At 52.1% G+C, this 15,756-nt stretch carries 24 protein-coding genes; 18 read left to right on the top strand and 6 right to left on the bottom strand.

Features of this window, described 5'->3' with window-relative positions; translation table 11 throughout:
• Positions 1-2: 2 nt before the first annotated feature.
• From rpmD to HP564_RS19715, 12 genes are all read left to right on the top strand, one after another.
• The gene (gene rpmD / locus HP564_RS19770; RefSeq protein WP_021186404.1) at positions 3-182 is read left to right on the top strand and encodes a 50S ribosomal protein L30; all 180 of its coding nucleotides are present in this window, start codon (positions 3-5) and stop codon (positions 180-182) included.
• A 3-nt stretch (positions 183-185) separates the two neighbouring features.
• Positions 186-620 (top strand): 50S ribosomal protein L15, encoded by a 435-nt coding sequence (rplO, locus tag HP564_RS19765; protein WP_123803077.1) that lies wholly within the window; start codon positions 186-188, stop codon positions 618-620.
• Between the two features lie 7 nt (positions 621-627).
• Complete coding sequence (gene secY / locus HP564_RS19760) at positions 628-1,959, top strand: preprotein translocase subunit SecY (protein WP_123803076.1); 1,332 nt, start codon at positions 628-630, stop codon at positions 1,957-1,959.
• Positions 1,960-1,991: 32 nt separating this feature from the next.
• Positions 1,992-2,108: a 50S ribosomal protein L36 gene (rpmJ, locus tag HP564_RS19755; protein WP_004160566.1), complete on the top strand. Its 117-nt coding sequence runs from the start codon at positions 1,992-1,994 to the stop codon at positions 2,106-2,108.
• A gap of 146 nt (positions 2,109-2,254) precedes the next feature.
• The gene (gene rpsM, locus HP564_RS19750) at positions 2,255-2,611 is read left to right on the top strand and encodes a 30S ribosomal protein S13 (RefSeq protein ID WP_371245531.1); all 357 of its coding nucleotides are present in this window, start codon (positions 2,255-2,257) and stop codon (positions 2,609-2,611) included.
• Positions 2,612-2,627: 16 nt separating this feature from the next.
• The gene (gene rpsK / locus HP564_RS19745) at positions 2,628-3,017 is read left to right on the top strand and encodes a 30S ribosomal protein S11 (RefSeq protein WP_004160563.1); all 390 of its coding nucleotides are present in this window, start codon (positions 2,628-2,630) and stop codon (positions 3,015-3,017) included.
• A 32-nt stretch (positions 3,018-3,049) separates the two neighbouring features.
• Complete coding sequence (gene rpsD / locus HP564_RS19740) at positions 3,050-3,670, top strand: 30S ribosomal protein S4 (RefSeq protein ID WP_033752932.1); 621 nt, start codon at positions 3,050-3,052, stop codon at positions 3,668-3,670.
• A gap of 25 nt (positions 3,671-3,695) precedes the next feature.
• The gene (gene rpoA / locus HP564_RS19735) at positions 3,696-4,685 is read left to right on the top strand and encodes a DNA-directed RNA polymerase subunit alpha (protein ID WP_007891688.1); all 990 of its coding nucleotides are present in this window, start codon (positions 3,696-3,698) and stop codon (positions 4,683-4,685) included.
• Positions 4,686-4,725: 40 nt separating this feature from the next.
• Positions 4,726-5,112 (top strand): 50S ribosomal protein L17, encoded by a 387-nt coding sequence (rplQ, locus tag HP564_RS19730; RefSeq protein ID WP_003850180.1) that lies wholly within the window; start codon positions 4,726-4,728, stop codon positions 5,110-5,112.
• Positions 5,113-5,211: 99 nt separating this feature from the next.
• Positions 5,212-5,583, top strand: a complete 372-nt coding sequence (locus tag HP564_RS19725) for a DUF1992 domain-containing protein (RefSeq protein WP_371245530.1) — start codon at positions 5,212-5,214, stop codon at positions 5,581-5,583.
• Positions 5,583-6,020: a Zn(2+)-responsive transcriptional regulator gene (gene zntR / locus HP564_RS19720; protein ID WP_371245540.1), complete on the top strand. Its 438-nt coding sequence runs from the start codon at positions 5,583-5,585 to the stop codon at positions 6,018-6,020. The genes HP564_RS19725 and zntR overlap by 1 nt, the downstream gene beginning before the upstream one ends.
• Positions 6,021-6,071: 51 nt before the next feature.
• Complete coding sequence (locus HP564_RS19715) at positions 6,072-6,278, top strand: alternative ribosome-rescue factor A (protein WP_371245529.1); 207 nt, start codon at positions 6,072-6,074, stop codon at positions 6,276-6,278.
• A gap of 26 nt (positions 6,279-6,304) precedes the next feature.
• On the opposite strand, the gene mscL is transcribed toward HP564_RS19715, so the two are convergent.
• The 5 genes from mscL to def all read right to left on the bottom strand — a co-directional run bounded on the left by mscL (position 6,305) and on the right by def (position 11,026).
• Entirely contained in the window at positions 6,305-6,715 is a 411-nt protein-coding gene (gene mscL, locus HP564_RS19710; RefSeq protein WP_371245528.1) for a large-conductance mechanosensitive channel protein MscL, read from the bottom strand.
• A 102-nt stretch (positions 6,716-6,817) separates the two neighbouring features.
• On the bottom strand, positions 6,818-8,194 hold the full coding sequence (gene trkA, locus HP564_RS19705) for a Trk system potassium transporter TrkA (RefSeq protein ID WP_371245527.1): 1,377 nt from the start codon (positions 8,192-8,194) through the stop codon (positions 6,818-6,820).
• A gap of 19 nt (positions 8,195-8,213) precedes the next feature.
• Positions 8,214-9,506 carry a 16S rRNA (cytosine(967)-C(5))-methyltransferase RsmB gene (rsmB, locus tag HP564_RS19700; protein ID WP_371245526.1) on the bottom strand — a complete coding sequence of 431 codons (1,293 nt, stop codon included), beginning with the start codon at positions 9,504-9,506 and terminating at the stop codon, positions 8,214-8,216.
• A gap of 47 nt (positions 9,507-9,553) precedes the next feature.
• Positions 9,554-10,498, bottom strand: a complete 945-nt coding sequence (gene fmt, locus HP564_RS19695; RefSeq protein ID WP_371245525.1) for a methionyl-tRNA formyltransferase — start codon at positions 10,496-10,498, stop codon at positions 9,554-9,556.
• Positions 10,499-10,510: 12 nt separating this feature from the next.
• Positions 10,511-11,026, bottom strand: a complete 516-nt coding sequence (gene def / locus HP564_RS19690; protein WP_371245524.1) for a peptide deformylase — start codon at positions 11,024-11,026, stop codon at positions 10,511-10,513.
• A gap of 116 nt (positions 11,027-11,142) precedes the next feature.
• Here def and dprA point away from each other — a divergent pair, with 116 nt between their 5' ends.
• The 6 genes from dprA to HP564_RS19660 are packed head-to-tail and all read left to right on the top strand — an operon-like array spanning position 11,143 to position 14,939.
• Complete coding sequence (gene dprA, locus HP564_RS19685) at positions 11,143-12,267, top strand: DNA-protecting protein DprA (protein WP_371245523.1); 1,125 nt, start codon at positions 11,143-11,145, stop codon at positions 12,265-12,267.
• Positions 12,239-12,712 carry a DUF494 family protein Smg gene (gene smg, locus HP564_RS19680; protein ID WP_371245522.1) on the top strand — a complete coding sequence of 158 codons (474 nt, stop codon included), beginning with the start codon at positions 12,239-12,241 and terminating at the stop codon, positions 12,710-12,712. The genes dprA and smg overlap by 29 nt, the downstream gene beginning before the upstream one ends.
• A 23-nt stretch (positions 12,713-12,735) precedes the next feature.
• Complete coding sequence (locus HP564_RS19675) at positions 12,736-13,281, top strand: topoisomerase DNA-binding C4 zinc finger domain-containing protein (protein WP_371245521.1); 546 nt, start codon at positions 12,736-12,738, stop codon at positions 13,279-13,281.
• 9 nt (positions 13,282-13,290) lie between these two features.
• Complete coding sequence (tsaC, locus tag HP564_RS19670; RefSeq protein ID WP_371245520.1) at positions 13,291-13,863, top strand: L-threonylcarbamoyladenylate synthase type 1 TsaC; 573 nt, start codon at positions 13,291-13,293, stop codon at positions 13,861-13,863.
• A 3-nt stretch (positions 13,864-13,866) separates the two neighbouring features.
• Entirely contained in the window at positions 13,867-14,685 is an 819-nt protein-coding gene (gene aroE / locus HP564_RS19665; RefSeq protein WP_371245519.1) for a shikimate dehydrogenase, read from the top strand.
• Positions 14,682-14,939 (top strand): DUF1488 domain-containing protein, encoded by a 258-nt coding sequence (locus tag HP564_RS19660; RefSeq protein ID WP_371245518.1) that lies wholly within the window; start codon positions 14,682-14,684, stop codon positions 14,937-14,939. Before aroE ends, HP564_RS19660 begins: the two co-directional genes overlap by 4 nt.
• On the opposite strand, the gene HP564_RS19655 is transcribed toward HP564_RS19660, so the two are convergent.
• A complete protein-coding gene (locus HP564_RS19655; RefSeq protein WP_371245517.1) occupies positions 14,906-15,457 on the bottom strand; it encodes a gamma carbonic anhydrase family protein in 552 nt (183 codons plus the stop codon). The genes HP564_RS19660 and HP564_RS19655 overlap by 34 nt on opposite strands.
• Between the last annotated feature and the right edge of the window lie 299 nt (positions 15,458-15,756).

Genomic DNA, 15,756 nt, shown 5'->3' with positions numbered 1-15,756 from the left:
CGATGGCTAAGACTATTAAAATCACTCAAACCCGTAGCTCAATCGGCCGCCTGCCTAAGCACAAAGCCACTCTGGTTGGTCTGGGTCTGCGTCGTATTGGCCACACTGTAGAGCGTGAAGACACGCCGGCAGTACGCGGTATGGTCAACGCGATTTCCTACATGCTTAAAGTGGAGGAGTAACAGATGCGTTTAAATACTCTGTCTCCGGCCGAAGGCTCTAAGCACGCGTCTAAGCGTCTGGGTCGTGGTATCGGTTCTGGCCTCGGTAAAACCGGTGGTCGTGGTCACAAAGGTCAGAACTCCCGTTCTGGCGGTGGCGTACGTCGCGGTTTCGAGGGTGGTCAGATGCCTCTGTACCGTCGTCTGCCGAAATTCGGCTTCACCTCGCGCAAATCATTCGTGACCGCAGAAGTGCGTCTGTCTGATCTGGCGAAAGTGGAAGGCGGTATCGTTGACCTGACTACGCTGAAAGCAGCCAACATTATCGGTGTTCAGATCGAATTCGCGAAAGTGATTCTGTCTGGTGAAGTTTCTGCACCGGTCACGGTTCGCGGTCTGCGTGTCACCAAAGGTGCTCGTGCTGCAATCGAAGCTGCTGGCGGTAAAATCGAGGAATAAGTAGCAGATGGCTAAACAACCGGGATTAGATTTTCAAAGTGCCAAAGGTGGATTTGGTGAACTGAAACGCAGACTGCTGTTTGTAATCGGTGCACTGATTGTCTTCCGAATTGGCTCTTTTATTCCAATCCCTGGTATTGATGCCGCTGTACTTGCCAAACTGCTTGAGCAACAGCGTGGCACTATCATTGAAATGTTCAACATGTTCTCTGGTGGTGCTCTTAGCCGTGCTTCAATCTTCGCGCTGGGTATTATGCCGTACATTTCGGCCTCTATTATTATCCAGCTGCTAACGGTGGTTCATCCAGCGCTGGCAGAGATTAAGAAAGAAGGGGAGGCTGGCCGTCGTAAGATTAGTCAGTATACCCGTTACGGTACGTTGGTACTGGCCATATTCCAGTCGATCGGTATTGCTACCGGTTTACCGAATATGCCTGGAATGCAGGGCCTGGTGATTAATCCAGGCTTTGCCTTCTACTTTACCGCTGTTGTAAGTCTGGTTACCGGAACTATGTTCCTGATGTGGCTAGGCGAACAGATTACTGAACGAGGTATCGGCAACGGTATCTCAATCATTATCTTCGCGGGTATTGTTGCGGGACTTCCGCCGGCCATTGGCCATACCATCGAGCAAGCGCGGCAAGGCGACCTGCACTTCCTCCTGTTGCTGTTGGTTGCAGTTCTCGTATTTGCAGTGACCTTCTTCGTTGTTTTCGTTGAGCGTGGACAGCGCCGCATTGTGGTGAACTATGCGAAACGTCAGCAAGGTCGTCGTGTATACGCTGCACAGAGCACACATTTACCGTTGAAAGTGAACATGGCGGGTGTTATCCCGGCTATTTTTGCTTCCAGCATTATTCTGTTCCCCGCGACGATAGCATCCTGGTTCGGGGGCGGTACCGGTTGGAACTGGCTGACAACAATTTCGCTGTATTTGCAGCCAGGACAGCCGCTATATGTGCTACTCTATGCGACTGCAATCATCTTCTTCTGCTTTTTCTACACGGCGTTGGTTTTCAACCCGCGCGAAACAGCAGATAACCTGAAGAAGTCTGGTGCATTCGTACCGGGAATTCGTCCGGGAGAGCAAACGGCGAAGTATATCGATAAAGTAATGACGCGTTTGACCTTAATCGGCGCACTGTACATTACTTTTATTTGCCTGATCCCGGAGTTCATGCGTGATGCGATGAAAGTTCCCTTCTACTTTGGCGGTACATCACTGCTCATCGTAGTGGTCGTCATCATGGACTTTATGGCTCAAGTGCAAACTCTGATGATGTCTAGTCAGTACGAGTCTGCATTGAAGAAAGCAAACCTGAAAGGCTACGGCCGTTAATTCAGGCGCTTGAGAAGTTACGGAGAGTAAAAATGAAAGTTCGTGCTTCCGTCAAGAAATTATGTCGTAACTGCAAAATCATCCGTCGCGACGGTGTCGTACGTGTGATTTGCAGCGCCGAGCCTAAGCATAAACAGCGCCAGGGCTGATTTTTTCACATATTTTTCTTGCAAAGTCGGGTTGAGCTGGCTAGATTAGCCAGCCAATCTTTTGTATGTCAATGCGTTTCCATTTGAGTATCCTGAAAACGGGCTTTTCAGCATGGGGCGCATTTATTTAATTATAGGAGTGCATAGTGGCCCGTATAGCAGGCATTAACATTCCTGATCATAAACACACCGTTATCGCATTAACTTCGATTTTCGGTATCGGTAAAACCCGTTCTAAAGCCATCTGTGCTGCAACGGGTATTGCTGAAGATGTTAAGATCAGTGAGCTGTCTGAAGAACAGATTGATCAGCTGCGTGAAGCAGTTGGTAAATTCGTTGTTGAAGGTGATCTGCGCCGTGAAATCACCCTGAGCATCAAGCGTCTGATGGACCTTGGTTGCTACCGTGGTTTGCGCCATCGTCGTGGTCTGCCAGTACGCGGTCAGCGTACTAAGACCAATGCACGTACCCGTAAGGGTCCGCGCAAACCGATCAAGAAATAATCGGGGTGAGTAAATAATGGCAAAGGCACCAGTTCGTGCACGTAAGCGTGTAAGAAAGCAAGTCTCAGATGGCGTGGCTCATGTCCATGCTTCTTTTAACAACACCATCGTTACCATTACTGATCGTCAGGGTAACGCGCTGGGTTGGGCAACCGCCGGTGGTTCCGGTTTCCGCGGTTCACGTAAATCTACTCCGTTTGCTGCTCAGGTCGCTGCAGAGCGCTGTGCAGAAGCCGTGAAAGATTACGGTATTAAGAACCTGGAAGTTATGGTTAAGGGTCCGGGTCCGGGTCGCGAATCTACTATTCGTGCTCTGAACGCCGCAGGTTTCCGCATCACTAACATTACTGATGTGACTCCGATCCCTCACAACGGTTGTCGTCCGCCGAAAAAACGTCGCGTATAACGCCGCGTTTTTAGGATAGTTGGAGAAAGAAAATGGCAAGATATTTGGGTCCTAAGCTCAAGCTGAGCCGTCGTGAGGGCACAGACCTTTTCCTGAAGTCTGGCGTTCGCGCGATTGATTCCAAGTGTAAAATTGAACAAGCCCCTGGTCAGCATGGTGCGCGTAAACCGCGTCTGTCTGATTACGGCGGCCAGTTGCGTGAAAAACAAAAAGTTCGTCGTATCTACGGCGTGCTGGAACGTCAGTTCCGCAACTACTATAAAGAAGCAGCACGTCTGAAAGGCAACACCGGTGCAAACCTGTTAGCTCTGCTGGAAGGTCGTCTGGATAACGTAGTTTACCGTATGGGCTTCGGTGCCACGCGTGCAGAAGCACGTCAGCTGGTTAGCCATAAGTCTGTAATGGTTAACGGCCGCGTTGTTAACATCGCTTCTTATCAGGTATCTCCGAATGATGTCGTAAGCATCCGTGAGAAAGCCAAAAAGCAATCTCGCGTGAAGGCCGCTCTGGAGCTGGCTGAGCAGCGTGAAAAGCCAACCTGGCTGGAAGTTGATGCGACTAAGATGGAAGGTGTGTTCAAGCGTATTCCTGAGCGTACCGATCTGTCTGCGGACATTAACGAACACCTGATCGTCGAGCTTTACTCTAAGTAAAGCTTAGTACCAAAGAGAGGACACAATGCAGGGTTCTGTGACAGAGTTTCTAAAACCGCGCCTGGTAGATATCGAGCAAGTGAGTTCGACGCACGCCAAGGTGACCCTTGAGCCTTTAGAGCGTGGCTTTGGCCATACTCTTGGTAACGCACTGCGCCGTATTCTGCTTTCTTCCATGCCGGGTTGCGCGGTGACCGAGGTTGAAATTGATGGTGTACTTCATGAGTACAGCACCAAAGAGGGCGTACAGGAAGATATCCTGGAAATCCTGCTCAACCTGAAAGGGCTGGCGGTAAGAGTTCAGGGTAAAGATGAAGTCATTTTGACCTTGAATAAATCTGGCATTGGCCCTGTGACTGCAGCCGACATCACCCATGATGGTGATGTCGAAATCGTCAAGCCGCAGCACGTAATCTGTCACCTGACTGATGAGAACGCATCTATTAGCATGCGTATCAAAGTTCAGCGTGGTCGTGGTTATGTGCCGGCTTCTGCCCGAATTCATTCGGAAGAAGATGAGCGCCCAATCGGCCGCCTGCTGGTCGACGCTTGCTACAGCCCTGTAGACCGTATCGCCTACAATGTTGAAGCAGCGCGTGTAGAACAGCGCACCGACCTGGACAAGCTGGTCATCGAAATGGAAACCAACGGCACAATCGATCCTGAAGAGGCGATTCGTCGTGCGGCAACCATCCTGGCAGAACAACTTGAAGCTTTCGTTGACTTACGTGATGTACGTCAGCCGGAAGTTAAAGAAGAGAAACCAGAATTCGATCCGATCCTGCTGCGCCCTGTTGACGATCTGGAATTGACTGTCCGCTCTGCTAACTGCCTTAAGGCAGAAGCTATCCACTACATCGGTGATCTGGTACAGCGTACCGAGGTTGAGCTGCTTAAAACGCCTAACCTGGGTAAAAAATCTCTTACTGAGATTAAAGACGTGCTCGCCTCACGTGGTCTTTCTCTGGGCATGCGCCTTGAGAACTGGCCGCCGGCAAGCATCGCTGATGAATAACCGGATCACAGGTTAAGGTTTCACTGAGAAGGATAAGGTCATGCGCCATCGTAAGAGTGGTCGTCAACTGAACCGCAACAGCAGCCATCGTCAGGCTATGTTCCGCAACATGGCTGGTTCTTTGGTTCGTCATGAGATCATCAAAACGACTCTGCCGAAAGCTAAAGAACTGCGCCGCGTAGTTGAGCCGCTGATTACTCTTGCCAAGACCGACAGCGTAGCTAATCGTCGTCTGGCATTCGCCCGCACTCGTGATAACGAGATCGTGGCAAAACTGTTTAACGAGCTGGGCCCGCGTTTCGCGAGCCGTGCCGGTGGTTACACTCGTATTCTGAAGTGTGGCTTCCGCGCTGGTGACAACGCTCCGATGGCTTACATCGAGCTGGTTGATCGTCCAGAAGCTCAAGCAGAAGCTGCTGCAGAGTAATCTGCAGTATCGTAAAAAACCCGCTTCGGCGGGTTTTTTATTGCCTGAATTTCACCCTGTTGGTTAAGCTCACTATTCCCGCTAAAACAGGAGGCAGCTATGTGGTTACTGGATCAACTGGCTGAACAGCATATTCGTGCGGCTCAGGAGAAGGGAGAACTCAGCAATTTACCTGGAGAGGGCGCCCCGCTTGAGCTGGATGACGACAGTCATGTTCCCGCTGAACTGCGCAGCGGCTATCGGCTGCTGAAAAATGCAGGTTTTTTGCCGCCAGAACTGGCAATGCGTCGTGAAGCTGTCGAAATTAATGACCTTCTGCATACTCTCGATCCTGAGGATCAACGCTATCAGGAACAAAGTAAACGGCTGCGAATGCTGGAGCTTCAGCTGCAACAGGCAGGCATGAGCACCGAATTTTTGCAAAGCCAGTATGGTATGGCGATTCGCGAAAGGTTGCTCAGGGAGGAATGATGTACCGTATTGGAAAGCTGGCTAAGCTGGCAAACGTGACCGTCGACACCATCCGCTATTATGAAAAGCAGCAGATGATGGACCATGAAATTCGTACAGAAGGTGGCTTCCGCTTATACAGCGAAAGCGATTTGCAGCGGCTAAAATTTATCCGGTTTAGTCGGCAGTTAGGGTTTGGTCTCGACGCTATCCGCGATCTCTTGTCGATCAGAGTTGATCCCGCCCATCATACCTGTCTGGAGTCTAAGGCAATCGTGCAGGCTCGGCTGGATGAGGTCAATGCTCGAATCACGGAATTGAAGAATATGCAGCGATCTCTGCAGCGCCTGTCTGATGCCTGCTGTGGCGAGGCGCACAGCAGTGATTGCTGTTCGATACTCGAAGCGCTTGAGCAAGGCACCGATCCGCAACCCGAAGATTTACCTCATCAGCATTGAATTTTAGCGCAGCAGGATTATATTTATTCGACCCGAAACGAGGAGAAAATCATGAGTAAATATCAGCATACTAAAGGCGAGATCCGCGACAACGCGATCCAGGCTTTACTACACGACCCGCTATTTCGCCAGCGCATAGAACATAAGCAAAAAGGCAAAGGCAGCTATCGGCGTAAAGATAAACATGCAAAACGTGGCGGCTGGGAGGCCAGTGATAAGAAAGGCTCTTATCACTGGCCTTCTGCATTAGGGGCATAAAAAAGCCGCCTTGCGGCGGCTCTGTTTTAAATCTTGTTGTTCTGCTGCTTCAAAAGATCGCGAATCTCGCTAAGCAGCACCTCTTCGTTAGAGGGCTTCGGTGCAGGTTTTTCAATCTCTTTTTTCTTATACAGTTTGTTCATCAGTTTAATAGCGATAAAGATAGCAAACGCTACGATGATGAAATCAAAAACGGTCTGAAGGAATACGCCATATTCCATGACCACCGCCGGTGTGGCATCCACGGCAGGTTTTAGTACCCATTTAAACTGTTTAAAGTCCACGCCGCCGATCAGCAGTCCCAGCGGTGGCATAATAATATTCGCTACTAATGAAGAGACGATTTTGCCAAACGCTGCACCAATGATCACACCAACGGCGAGATCCACCACGTTGCCGCGCATTGCGAAATCACGAAACTCTTTGAAAAAACTCATACTTATCTCCTTGCCCTGGCCAATTTCTAAAGTGTAACAAACCCTCAAGCAATTGCCATCCAGACGACCGTATTTGTCAGTATAGTCTGTCCGCCGTTGTGCTTACAGAAAGAAGGGACTTGGCTGGAATAGTCGCTCTACATCCGGCACGAATTTTTTATCGGTCAGGAACATGATGACATGATCGCCCTGTTCAATACGCAGGTTGTCCTTAGCAATAAGTACATCTTCGCCTCGTACTACTGCGCCAATAAGCGTCCCTGGCGGTAATTTAATCTCATTAATCAGACGGCCAACAACACGCGATGTCGTTTCATCACCATGGGCGATAGCTTCAATCGCTTCAGCAATGCCACGGCGCAGGGAAGAGACGCCGACGATATCGGCTTTGCGCACGTGGCCAAGCAGGGCAGATATGGTTGCCTGCTGTGGCGAGATCGCAATATCAATTACGCTGCCCTGGACCAAATCGACATAGGCACGGCGCTGGATCAGCACCATGACCTTTTTAGCACCCATTTTTTTCGCCAGCATGGCTGACATAATGTTTGCTTCGTCATCGTTAGTTACCGCGATAAAAAGATCGACCTGCTCGACATGCTCTTCTGCCAGCAGCTCCTGATCGGAGGCATCACCATAAAAGACAATGGTATCCTGTAGACGCTCTGCCAGTTCCGCAGCGCGTTTGGGGTTACGTTCGATCAGCTTTACGCTGTAATTTTTTTCCAGCCGCTGTGCAAGGCCGAAACCAATATTGCCCCCACCGACCAGCATGATGCGTTTATAAGGTTTTTCCAGCCGCTGCATTTCACTCATCACCGCCCGAATATTCTGGCTGGCAGCGATGAAGAAAACCTCATCGCCCGCTTCCACGATGGTTGAACCCTGTGGGCGAATGGGGCGATCCTGGCGAAATATTGCCGCCACGCGAGTATCAATATGCGGCATATGATCGCGCAAAATAGAGAGGGGATTGCCAACCAGTGGGCCACCGTAATAGGCCTTAACGACGGCAAGGCTGACCAGCCCCTCAGCAAAGTTCACAACCTGCAACGCACCGGGATACTGGATCAGGCGGTAGATGTTTTCGATCACCAGCTGCTCTGGCGAAATGAGATGATCGATCGGTACGGCTTCAGGAATGAACAGCTTCTCTGCATCACGCAAATAATCGGCTGCGCGAATGCGCGCAATGCGGTTAGGCGTGTTAAAGAGTGAGTAGGCAATCTGGCACGCCACCATATTCGTTTCATCGGAACTGGTGACAGCAACCAGCATATCCGCATCTTCCGCACCGGCTTCACGCAGAATACGTGGATGCGAACCATGCCCCTGTACAACGCGCAAATCAAATTTATCCTGCAGCTGACGCAAACGGTCAGCGTCGGTGTCAACCACAGTGATGTCATTATTCTCGCCAACCAGATTTTCAGCGAGCGTGCCGCCGACCTGGCCTGCGCCCAGAATGATAATTTTCATTGCGTGTCGTGCTCTTTAGTTAATGCGCTTTTACCAGCTTAGCGTAGAAAAATCCGTCACCACCCTCAACGGTGGGAAAGACCTGCAGCCCGTCTGTTTTACCGCCCGGCAGGGTTTCAGCGTGTGCGTCTGCGTGGCGTGACAGGAAAGCCTGAATCTGCATCTGATTCTCTTCCGGCAGCACAGAGCAGGTTGCATAAAGCAGCGTACCGCCTGGTTTCAGACGCGGCCAGATGGCATCGAGAATATCACGCTGCAACGAAGCCAGTTCGGCGATATCTCGATCGCGGCGCAGCCATTTAATATCCGGATGTCGGCGGATCACGCCCGTTGCGGAGCAGGGCGCATCCAGCAGAATACGATCGAACAGACGATCACCACACCACTTCTGCGGTTCGCGTCCGTCACCCTGTTTGACTTCCGCCTGCAGATTAAGCCGCTGCAAATTCTCTTTTACGCGCAGCAGTCGCTGATCGTCCACATCGACTGCCATTACCTGAGCCTCAGGTGCAATCTCAAGGATATGCGTGGTTTTGCCGCCTGGCGCAGCGCACAAATCAAGGATCTGCTCGCCATTTTGCGGCGCTAACAGCAGCGCACAACGCTGAGCTGAAAGGTCCTGAACCGTGACCCAGCCATCGACAAAGCCTGGCAACTGGCTCACCGGCGCAGGAGAAGCCAGGCGCAGCGCATCGGGTGCCTGGTCGTCAGCAAAGGCCGTCTTTTCATTTTCATTCAGCAGCGCCAGCCAGGCGTCGCGACTGTGATGCTGGCGGTTCACGCGGAGCCACATGGGGGGGCGCTGATTATTGGCGTCTACGATATGCTGCCAGTTGTCTGGCCAGGCTTTTTGCAGTCGTTGTAACAGCCATGCCGGATGCAGATGTTTTTGCGGACCCTGCGCGACGTCGGCAATTAACTCAGCTTGCTGACGCTGGAACTGACGCAGTACACCATTGATCACACCTTTAAGGTTGGTCCGCTTAAGCACCTCGGCACCGGCAACCGTCTCCGCCAGGGCTGCGTGGGCAGGCACGCGCGTGTAGAGCAGTTGATAAAGGCCGACCATTATCAGGTAGTGTAATACGCGTTGTTTGCCGGTTAACGGGCGAGCCATTAATTTGCCAATCAAGGCTTCCAGCTGTGGCAGCGTGCGTAATACGCCGAAGCAGAGTTCCTGCAACAGCGCACCATCTTTGTCAGCCAGCTTTTTCTGCGCGCCGGGCAAAATGGCGCTGAGGGATTCGCCTTTATCAATCACACGCTCAATCAGTTGAGCAGACAGGCTTCGCAGATTCGTTGATTTAGTCATTCGGGTTACGTCATTAAACAAAAAGCCCGGACAGAGCCGGGCTGGAGTCAGGCTAAAACGCGGCCTGACGTGAACCACTCGCGACGCGAGTTAAGCAAATCCTGCGCCGACATCGCTTTTTTGCCAGCCGGTTGTAGCAGTTGAAGATTCAATACGCCTTCAACGGTAGCAACCTGAATGCCTTGCTTATCGGCGGCAATAATTTCGCCTGGCTGTTTGTCAACGTGTGGTAGCACACTTGCCTGCCATACCTTTACGGGCTGATCCTCAATCAGGAAATAACTAACTGGCCACGGATTAAACGCGCGGATGCAGCGCTCAAGCTGTGCAGCAGAGAGTTGCCAGTCGAGGCGGGCTTCTTCTTTGCTTAGCTTCTCGGCGTAATTCGCGAGGGTGTCGTCCTGCTTTTCCGGCTGCGCACGACCATCAGCCAGTTGCGCAAGCGTTTCCAGCAATCCCTGCGGCCCTAGCTGTGCCAGCTTGTCATAAAGCGTGGCGCTGGTGTCCTCTGCCGTAACGGGGCAACTGAGCTTATAGAGCATATCGCCGGTATCAAGGCCGACATCCATTTGCATAATGGTCACGCCGGTCTCCTCATCACCTGCCCAGAGCGAGCGCTGGATAGGCGCGGCGCCACGCCAGCGCGGCAGCAGCGAACCGTGAACGTTGATGCAACCAAGGCGCGGCATGGCTAATACCGCCTGCGGCAGTATCAGTCCATAGGCGACCACAACCATGATATCTGCCTGCAAATCGGCAACCAGCTGCTGGTTTTCAACAGGGCGCAGTGATGTCGGCTGAAAAACCGGAAGATCATGGGAGAGGGCCAGCGTTTTTACCGGACTGGGGGTTAGCTTATTGCCACGGCCCGCCGGACGATCGGGCTGAGTAAAGACGCCAACAACCTGATGCTCGGAAGCAAGCAGCGCGTCAAGATGACGCGCTGCAAAATCAGGAGTGCCGGCAAAGATAATTTTCAGCGGAGCAGACACGATAATCCCTTTTTAGCCATCGGCACGTGCGTTTTGACGGGCCAGTTTTTCCAGCTTTTGCTTGATACGCTGGCGCTTCAGCGGCGACAGATAATCAATAAACAGCTTGCCGTCGAGGTGATCGATTTCATGCTGAATGCAAATTGCCAGCAGACCCTCGGCTTCCAGTTCGAAAGGGTTACCCTCACGATCCAGCGCGCGCACTTTTACACGCTCGGCACGCGGAACAAAAGCGCGCTGCTCAGGAATAGAGAGGCACCCTTCTTCAATACCGGTTTCGCCGCTTTTCTCCAGCAGTTCCGGGTTAATCAGTACCAGACGTTCATCGCGGTTTTCTGACACATCAATCACGATAATGCGTCGATGAATATCCACCTGCGTTGCCGCCAGGCCAATGCCCTCTTCGGCGTACATAGTTTCAAACATATCGTCGACAATGCGCTGAACTTCAGCGTCAACGGCTTTTACTGGCGCCGCGATTTTGCGAAGGCGATCGTCAGGGAAATGTAATACCTGCAAAACTGACATAAATATCCAGATCTGTATGCGATTAATAAAAGATTATTACCTCATATTGTAGACTTTTTAAGGGCTGATTGACAGCATTCCCCCGCAGGAAGCGGCGCGTTAAGCAGGGAGCAAATATGAAAAATATCGAGCGCTATCTGCGGCTTTCAGCCGTAACCGGCATGACCGGAAACCGCTGGCTCAAGATGGCTGCTGCCCTTGATGAGACAGATGATGAAACATCAACGCTTCAGGCGTCTGGCCTGAGCGACCAGCAAATTCAGCAGTTTTATCAACTGTCTCCACGCGAGATTGCACGTACTGAGTCATGGCTTGCTGAAAGCGACGCTCACCACCTGCTAACCGTATTAGACGATACCTATCCTGCTGCGTTGCGCGAGATTCATCGATTTCCGCCGCTGCTCTATATCGAAGGCGATCCTGACTTGCTCTCGACTATGCAACTGGCCGTTGTTGGCAGCCGAAGCTGTTCGCACTATGGCAGAGAATGGGGGGAATGGTTTACGCAGCAGCTTGCACTAAGCGATCTAACCATTACCAGCGGGCTGGCGCGAGGGATAGATGGTATTGCGCATCGTGCCACGCTAGACGTGGAGGGAAAGACCATCGCAGTGCTGGGGAGCGGGCTGCAGCACCTCTACCCTAAAAGGCATAGCACACTGGCCGAAGAAATTATAGAAAAGGGCGGGGCGGTAGTCTCTGAGTTCCCCCTTACTATGCCTCCCCATGCAATCAATTTTCCACGTCGCAATCGTGTCATCAGCGGCTTGAGCCGCGGAGTACTTGTGGTAGAAGCCACCCTAAAAAGTGGCTCGCTGGTTACCGCGCGCTATGCGCTTGAGCAAAACCGCAATGTCTATGCTTTACCTGGCGCACTGGGTAATCCCGGTAGTGCAGGAACGCACTGGCTGATCCAGCAGGGCGCATTGCTGGTGGCCCATCCTACCGACATTATCGAGGATCTTCGCACCGCACTTAACTGGCTGCCTTTTACATCGCCCGAAAGAATATATTCTGAGCCGAGCGATGATGTGCCATTGCCATTTGCCGAGGTGTTGGCTAACGTAGGTGATGAGGTTACACCTGTTGACGTCGTCGCTGAACGTGCCGGCCAACCTGTGCCAGTGATAACAGCCCAACTGCTGGAGCTGGAGTTAGCAGGATGGATCGCAGCTGTACCCGGCGGCTATGTCCGATTGAGGAGGGCATGCCATGTTCGACGTACTTATGTATTTGTTTGAGACGTATATCCACAACGAAGCAGAAATGCAGGTTGATCAGGATACATTGACTGATGATTTAACCGATGCCGGTTTTCATCGTGAAGATATCTACAATGCGTTGAACTGGTTGGAAAAACTGGCAGATTATCAGGACGGCCTGGTCGATCCGATTCTGTTAGCTAACGATCCGCTTTCAATGCGCATCTACACGGAGGAAGAAGGCCAGCATTTAGATGCCGAATGTCGTGGTTTCCTGCTGTTCCTGGAGCAGATTCAGGTGCTTAACATGGAAACGCGCGAAATGGTTATCGAACGAGTCATGGCACTCGATACGCTCGAGTTTGATCTGGAAGATCTCAAATGGGTGGTGCTGATGGTGTTATTTAATCTTCCGGGATGCGAGAACGCCTATCAGCAAATGGAAGAACTAATATTCGACGTCAATGAAGGCATGCTGCATTAATTACTCGTTATGCAGCCATCGTTATGAACAAATCAGCACTCTTCGCCGTGCGTAAACACGATCCCTGCCCCGCCTGCGGGGCAGACTTAGTGATACGCAGCGGTAAACACGGCGCCTTTTTAGGCTGTACAAATTATCCCACTTGCGACTATATCCGCCCGCTGAAAAGTCAGGTTGACGGGCATATTGTTAAGGTGCTGGAAGGGCACTCCTGCCCGCAGTGTGGCGCAGATAAAGCGTTACGTCAGGGACGTTATGGCATGTTTATCGGCTGTAGCCATTATCCTGAATGTGACTATAGCGAAGCCATCGATAAGCCGGATGAAACGCTTATCGCCTGCCCACAATGCGCTGAGGGTAAGCTGGTACAGCGCCGCTCGCGTTACGGAAAGACATTTCATTCATGCAACCGCTATCCGGCCTGCCAGTTTACCGTTAACGCGACGCCGGTCGCAGGTGAATGTTCGCATTGCCATTTTCCGCTACTGGTAGAGAAAAAAACCGCGCAGGGCGTAAAACGCGTTTGCGCCAGTAAACGTTGCGGCAAGGCCGCCGCATCAGAGAATTAAGATAACATCATGCAAAATAATCACTTTTCTGGCTCGCTGGCTGCGTGTGTCGAACAACTGCAGCAGCAGGCCGTTATTGCTTATCCTACCGAGGCCGTTTTTGGTCTGGGTTGCGATCCGGATAGCGAAAGTGCAGTCAATGCGCTGCTGGCATTGAAGCAGCGTCCTGTAGATAAAGGGCTCATCCTGATTGCCGCCGATTACGCTCAGCTGGAGCCCTACATTTCCGATCGCGAACTGTCCGTTGATCAACGTGAGCGGATGTTTGCCCACTGGCCCGGTCCGGTAACCTTCGTTGTGCCAGCTAAGCCGCAAACACCGCGGTGGCTAACCGGGCGCTTTGATTCACTGGCAATTCGCGTCAGCGATCATCCTGACGTACAGGCGCTGTGCCGTGCATTCGGCAAGCCGCTGGTGTCGACCAGTGCAAACCTGTCCGGCGAGGAGCCATGCCGGTCTGTTGATGCGGTCAGGGCACAATTCGGCGAAGCCTTTCCCGTGCTGGTGGGGGAAACGGGTGGGAGAGTAAACCCATCGGAAATTCGCGATGTGTTAACCGGCAACCTTATTCGTCAGGGATAGTGTATGGATCAGTTTGCGGTACTCGGCAATCCCATCAGCCACAGTAAGTCACCTTTAATCCATCAGGCCTTCGCTGAACAGACAGGCATTACCCATCATTACGGCCGTATCTGTGCACCGCTGGATGGCTTTACGGAAACTATTGCTGATTTTTTCGCACAGGATGGGCGCGGCGCAAACGTGACGCTTCCCTTCAAACAGCAGGCCTGTGAGTTTGCCGATGAGCTGAGCGAGAGGGCGGCGCTTTCCGGCGCAGTTAACACACTGAAAAAATGCCGTGACGGACAGATTCTGGGCGATAACACCGATGGCATCGGTCTGTTGAGCGATCTGCAACGTCTTTCGTTGATTAAGCCCGGCGACCGTATTCTGCTGGTGGGCGCGGGCGGCGCGGCACGAGGTGTTATCCTGCCGCTGCTTTCCGCAGGCTGTGCGGTCACGGTTGTTAACCGTACTCAGGCCCGCGCAGAAGAACTGGCACAGCTTTTTGCTCAGCACGGCGCGATCGATGCCGATCGTTATGAGCAACTGGAGGGCCGGGCATTCGCTCTAATTGTGAATGCCACTTCCAGCGGCGTGAGCGGTGAAGTACCTCCGCTGCCTGATTCACTGATTCATCCACAGGTGCGCTGTTACGACATGTTTTATCAGGCTGGCACCACGCCATTTCTGCAATGGTGTAGCGATCAGGGCGCGCAGCAGTATGCAGACGGTCTGGGTATGCTGGTTGGTCAGGCCGCGCACGCTTTTTTTCTGTGGCACGGCGTGATGCCCGAAATTGCTCCGGTTATCGCACAGCTTAAACAGGCTATGGAACAATGAACCAGGCTATCCAGTTTCCGGACCGGGAAGAGTGGCGTGCTGAAAAAGAAGCGGTTTGTTTTCCCGCGCTGGTCAATGGCATGATCCTGACCTGTGCTATCTCTGCCGAAGCCCTTCATCAGCGCTTCGGTCAGGGAGAGGCGATGGCGTTATTCGCGGCTCATCGCTGGGATATAGAAGAAGAAGCAGAAAGAGCTATTCTTCAGGAGGCGTTTGACGCTCAGGACTGGATCTGGCTTGACTCAGCCAGATAATCGTTCTTCCAGCTGACATAGTTATTAGCCGAGTAAAGCAAGCCCGCTATCTCCTGCTCGTTCAGCGGGCGCACTTGCTTAACCGGACTGCCGAGATAGAGGTAGCCGCTTTCCAGGCGCTTGCCAGGTGGAACCAGGCTTCCCGCCCCAATCATCACATCATCTTCAATAATGGCACCATCCAGTACGATCGATCCCATTCCTACCAGTACCCGATTACCAATAGTGCAGGCGTGAAGCATTGCCTTGTGTCCGACGGTGACATCATCGCCGATAGTTAGCGGAAACCCCTGGGGGTTACTGGCTGACTTATGAGTAACGTGCAATACGCTGCCATCCTGAATATTGGTTCGTGCACCGATACGTACCTGATTCACATCACCACGTATCGCGACCAGCGGCCAGATGCTGACATCATCAGCCAGCAACACATCTCCAACCACAACGCTGGATGTGTCAACCATGACGCGCTGTCCACACTGCGGGTAACTTTCTTTATAACGGCGTAGGGGCGACATTCGCTTTCTCCTGTTGGTTTTCTCTACAGATTGAGACGAAACAGAGCGTCAGACAAGGGAATAATGGCCGGGATCGTTGAAGATCTCCGCAATAAGATTAATTTCTCACCATACGGAAAAAAGATCGAAAAAAAGGGTTGTGCAATTAAATCGGATCCCTATAATGCGCCTCCACTGACACGGCACAACGGCTTACGGAATGCGGTGTTCAGGAGAGCCGGTTCGCCGGGTCGCCGGATGAAATCACTGAAAAAAAGTGGTTGACTCCGAAGGAGAGTCGCGTAATATACGCCACCTCG

This window comes from Pantoea sp. KPR_PJ (assembly GCF_041386365.1).
Lineage (GTDB): Bacteria > Pseudomonadota > Gammaproteobacteria > Enterobacterales > Enterobacteriaceae > Pantoea.
The sequence above is the reverse complement of the archived record's forward strand: the minus strand, read 5'-3'. Positions and strand labels throughout refer to the sequence as shown.

Excerpts from the sequence above, each read along its gene's own strand:
- rplQ (WP_003850180.1), top strand. The coding sequence starts at position 4,726 with ATGCGCCATCGTAAGAGTGGTCGTCAACTGAACCGCAACAGCAGCCAT.
- zntR (WP_371245540.1), top strand. The coding sequence starts at position 5,583 with ATGTACCGTATTGGAAAGCTGGCTAAGCTGGCAAACGTGACCGTCGAC.
- rpoA (WP_007891688.1), top strand. The coding sequence starts at position 3,696 with ATGCAGGGTTCTGTGACAGAGTTTCTAAAACCGCGCCTGGTAGATATC.
- rpsD (WP_033752932.1), top strand. The coding sequence starts at position 3,050 with ATGGCAAGATATTTGGGTCCTAAGCTCAAGCTGAGCCGTCGTGAGGGC.
- dprA (WP_371245523.1), top strand. The coding sequence starts at position 11,143 with ATGAAAAATATCGAGCGCTATCTGCGGCTTTCAGCCGTAACCGGCATG.
- HP564_RS19660 (WP_371245518.1), top strand. The coding sequence starts at position 14,682 with ATGAACCAGGCTATCCAGTTTCCGGACCGGGAAGAGTGGCGTGCTGAA.
- rplO (WP_123803077.1), top strand. The coding sequence starts at position 186 with ATGCGTTTAAATACTCTGTCTCCGGCCGAAGGCTCTAAGCACGCGTCT.
- rpmJ (WP_004160566.1), top strand. The coding sequence starts at position 1,992 with ATGAAAGTTCGTGCTTCCGTCAAGAAATTATGTCGTAACTGCAAAATC.
- rpmD (WP_021186404.1), top strand. The coding sequence starts at position 3 with ATGGCTAAGACTATTAAAATCACTCAAACCCGTAGCTCAATCGGCCGC.
- tsaC (WP_371245520.1), top strand. The coding sequence starts at position 13,291 with ATGCAAAATAATCACTTTTCTGGCTCGCTGGCTGCGTGTGTCGAACAA.
- HP564_RS19675 (WP_371245521.1), top strand. The coding sequence starts at position 12,736 with ATGAACAAATCAGCACTCTTCGCCGTGCGTAAACACGATCCCTGCCCC.
- aroE (WP_371245519.1), top strand. The coding sequence starts at position 13,867 with ATGGATCAGTTTGCGGTACTCGGCAATCCCATCAGCCACAGTAAGTCA.
- rsmB (WP_371245526.1), bottom strand. The coding sequence starts at position 9,506 with ATGACTAAATCAACGAATCTGCGAAGCCTGTCTGCTCAACTGATTGAG.
- secY (WP_123803076.1), top strand. The coding sequence starts at position 628 with ATGGCTAAACAACCGGGATTAGATTTTCAAAGTGCCAAAGGTGGATTT.
- smg (WP_371245522.1), top strand. The coding sequence starts at position 12,239 with ATGTTCGACGTACTTATGTATTTGTTTGAGACGTATATCCACAACGAA.
- mscL (WP_371245528.1), bottom strand. The coding sequence starts at position 6,715 with ATGAGTTTTTTCAAAGAGTTTCGTGATTTCGCAATGCGCGGCAACGTG.
- trkA (WP_371245527.1), bottom strand. The coding sequence starts at position 8,194 with ATGAAAATTATCATTCTGGGCGCAGGCCAGGTCGGCGGCACGCTCGCT.
- rpsK (WP_004160563.1), top strand. The coding sequence starts at position 2,628 with ATGGCAAAGGCACCAGTTCGTGCACGTAAGCGTGTAAGAAAGCAAGTC.
- def (WP_371245524.1), bottom strand. The coding sequence starts at position 11,026 with ATGTCAGTTTTGCAGGTATTACATTTCCCTGACGATCGCCTTCGCAAA.
- HP564_RS19715 (WP_371245529.1), top strand. The coding sequence starts at position 6,072 with ATGAGTAAATATCAGCATACTAAAGGCGAGATCCGCGACAACGCGATC.
- HP564_RS19725 (WP_371245530.1), top strand. The coding sequence starts at position 5,212 with ATGTGGTTACTGGATCAACTGGCTGAACAGCATATTCGTGCGGCTCAG.
- HP564_RS19655 (WP_371245517.1), bottom strand. The coding sequence starts at position 15,457 with ATGTCGCCCCTACGCCGTTATAAAGAAAGTTACCCGCAGTGTGGACAG.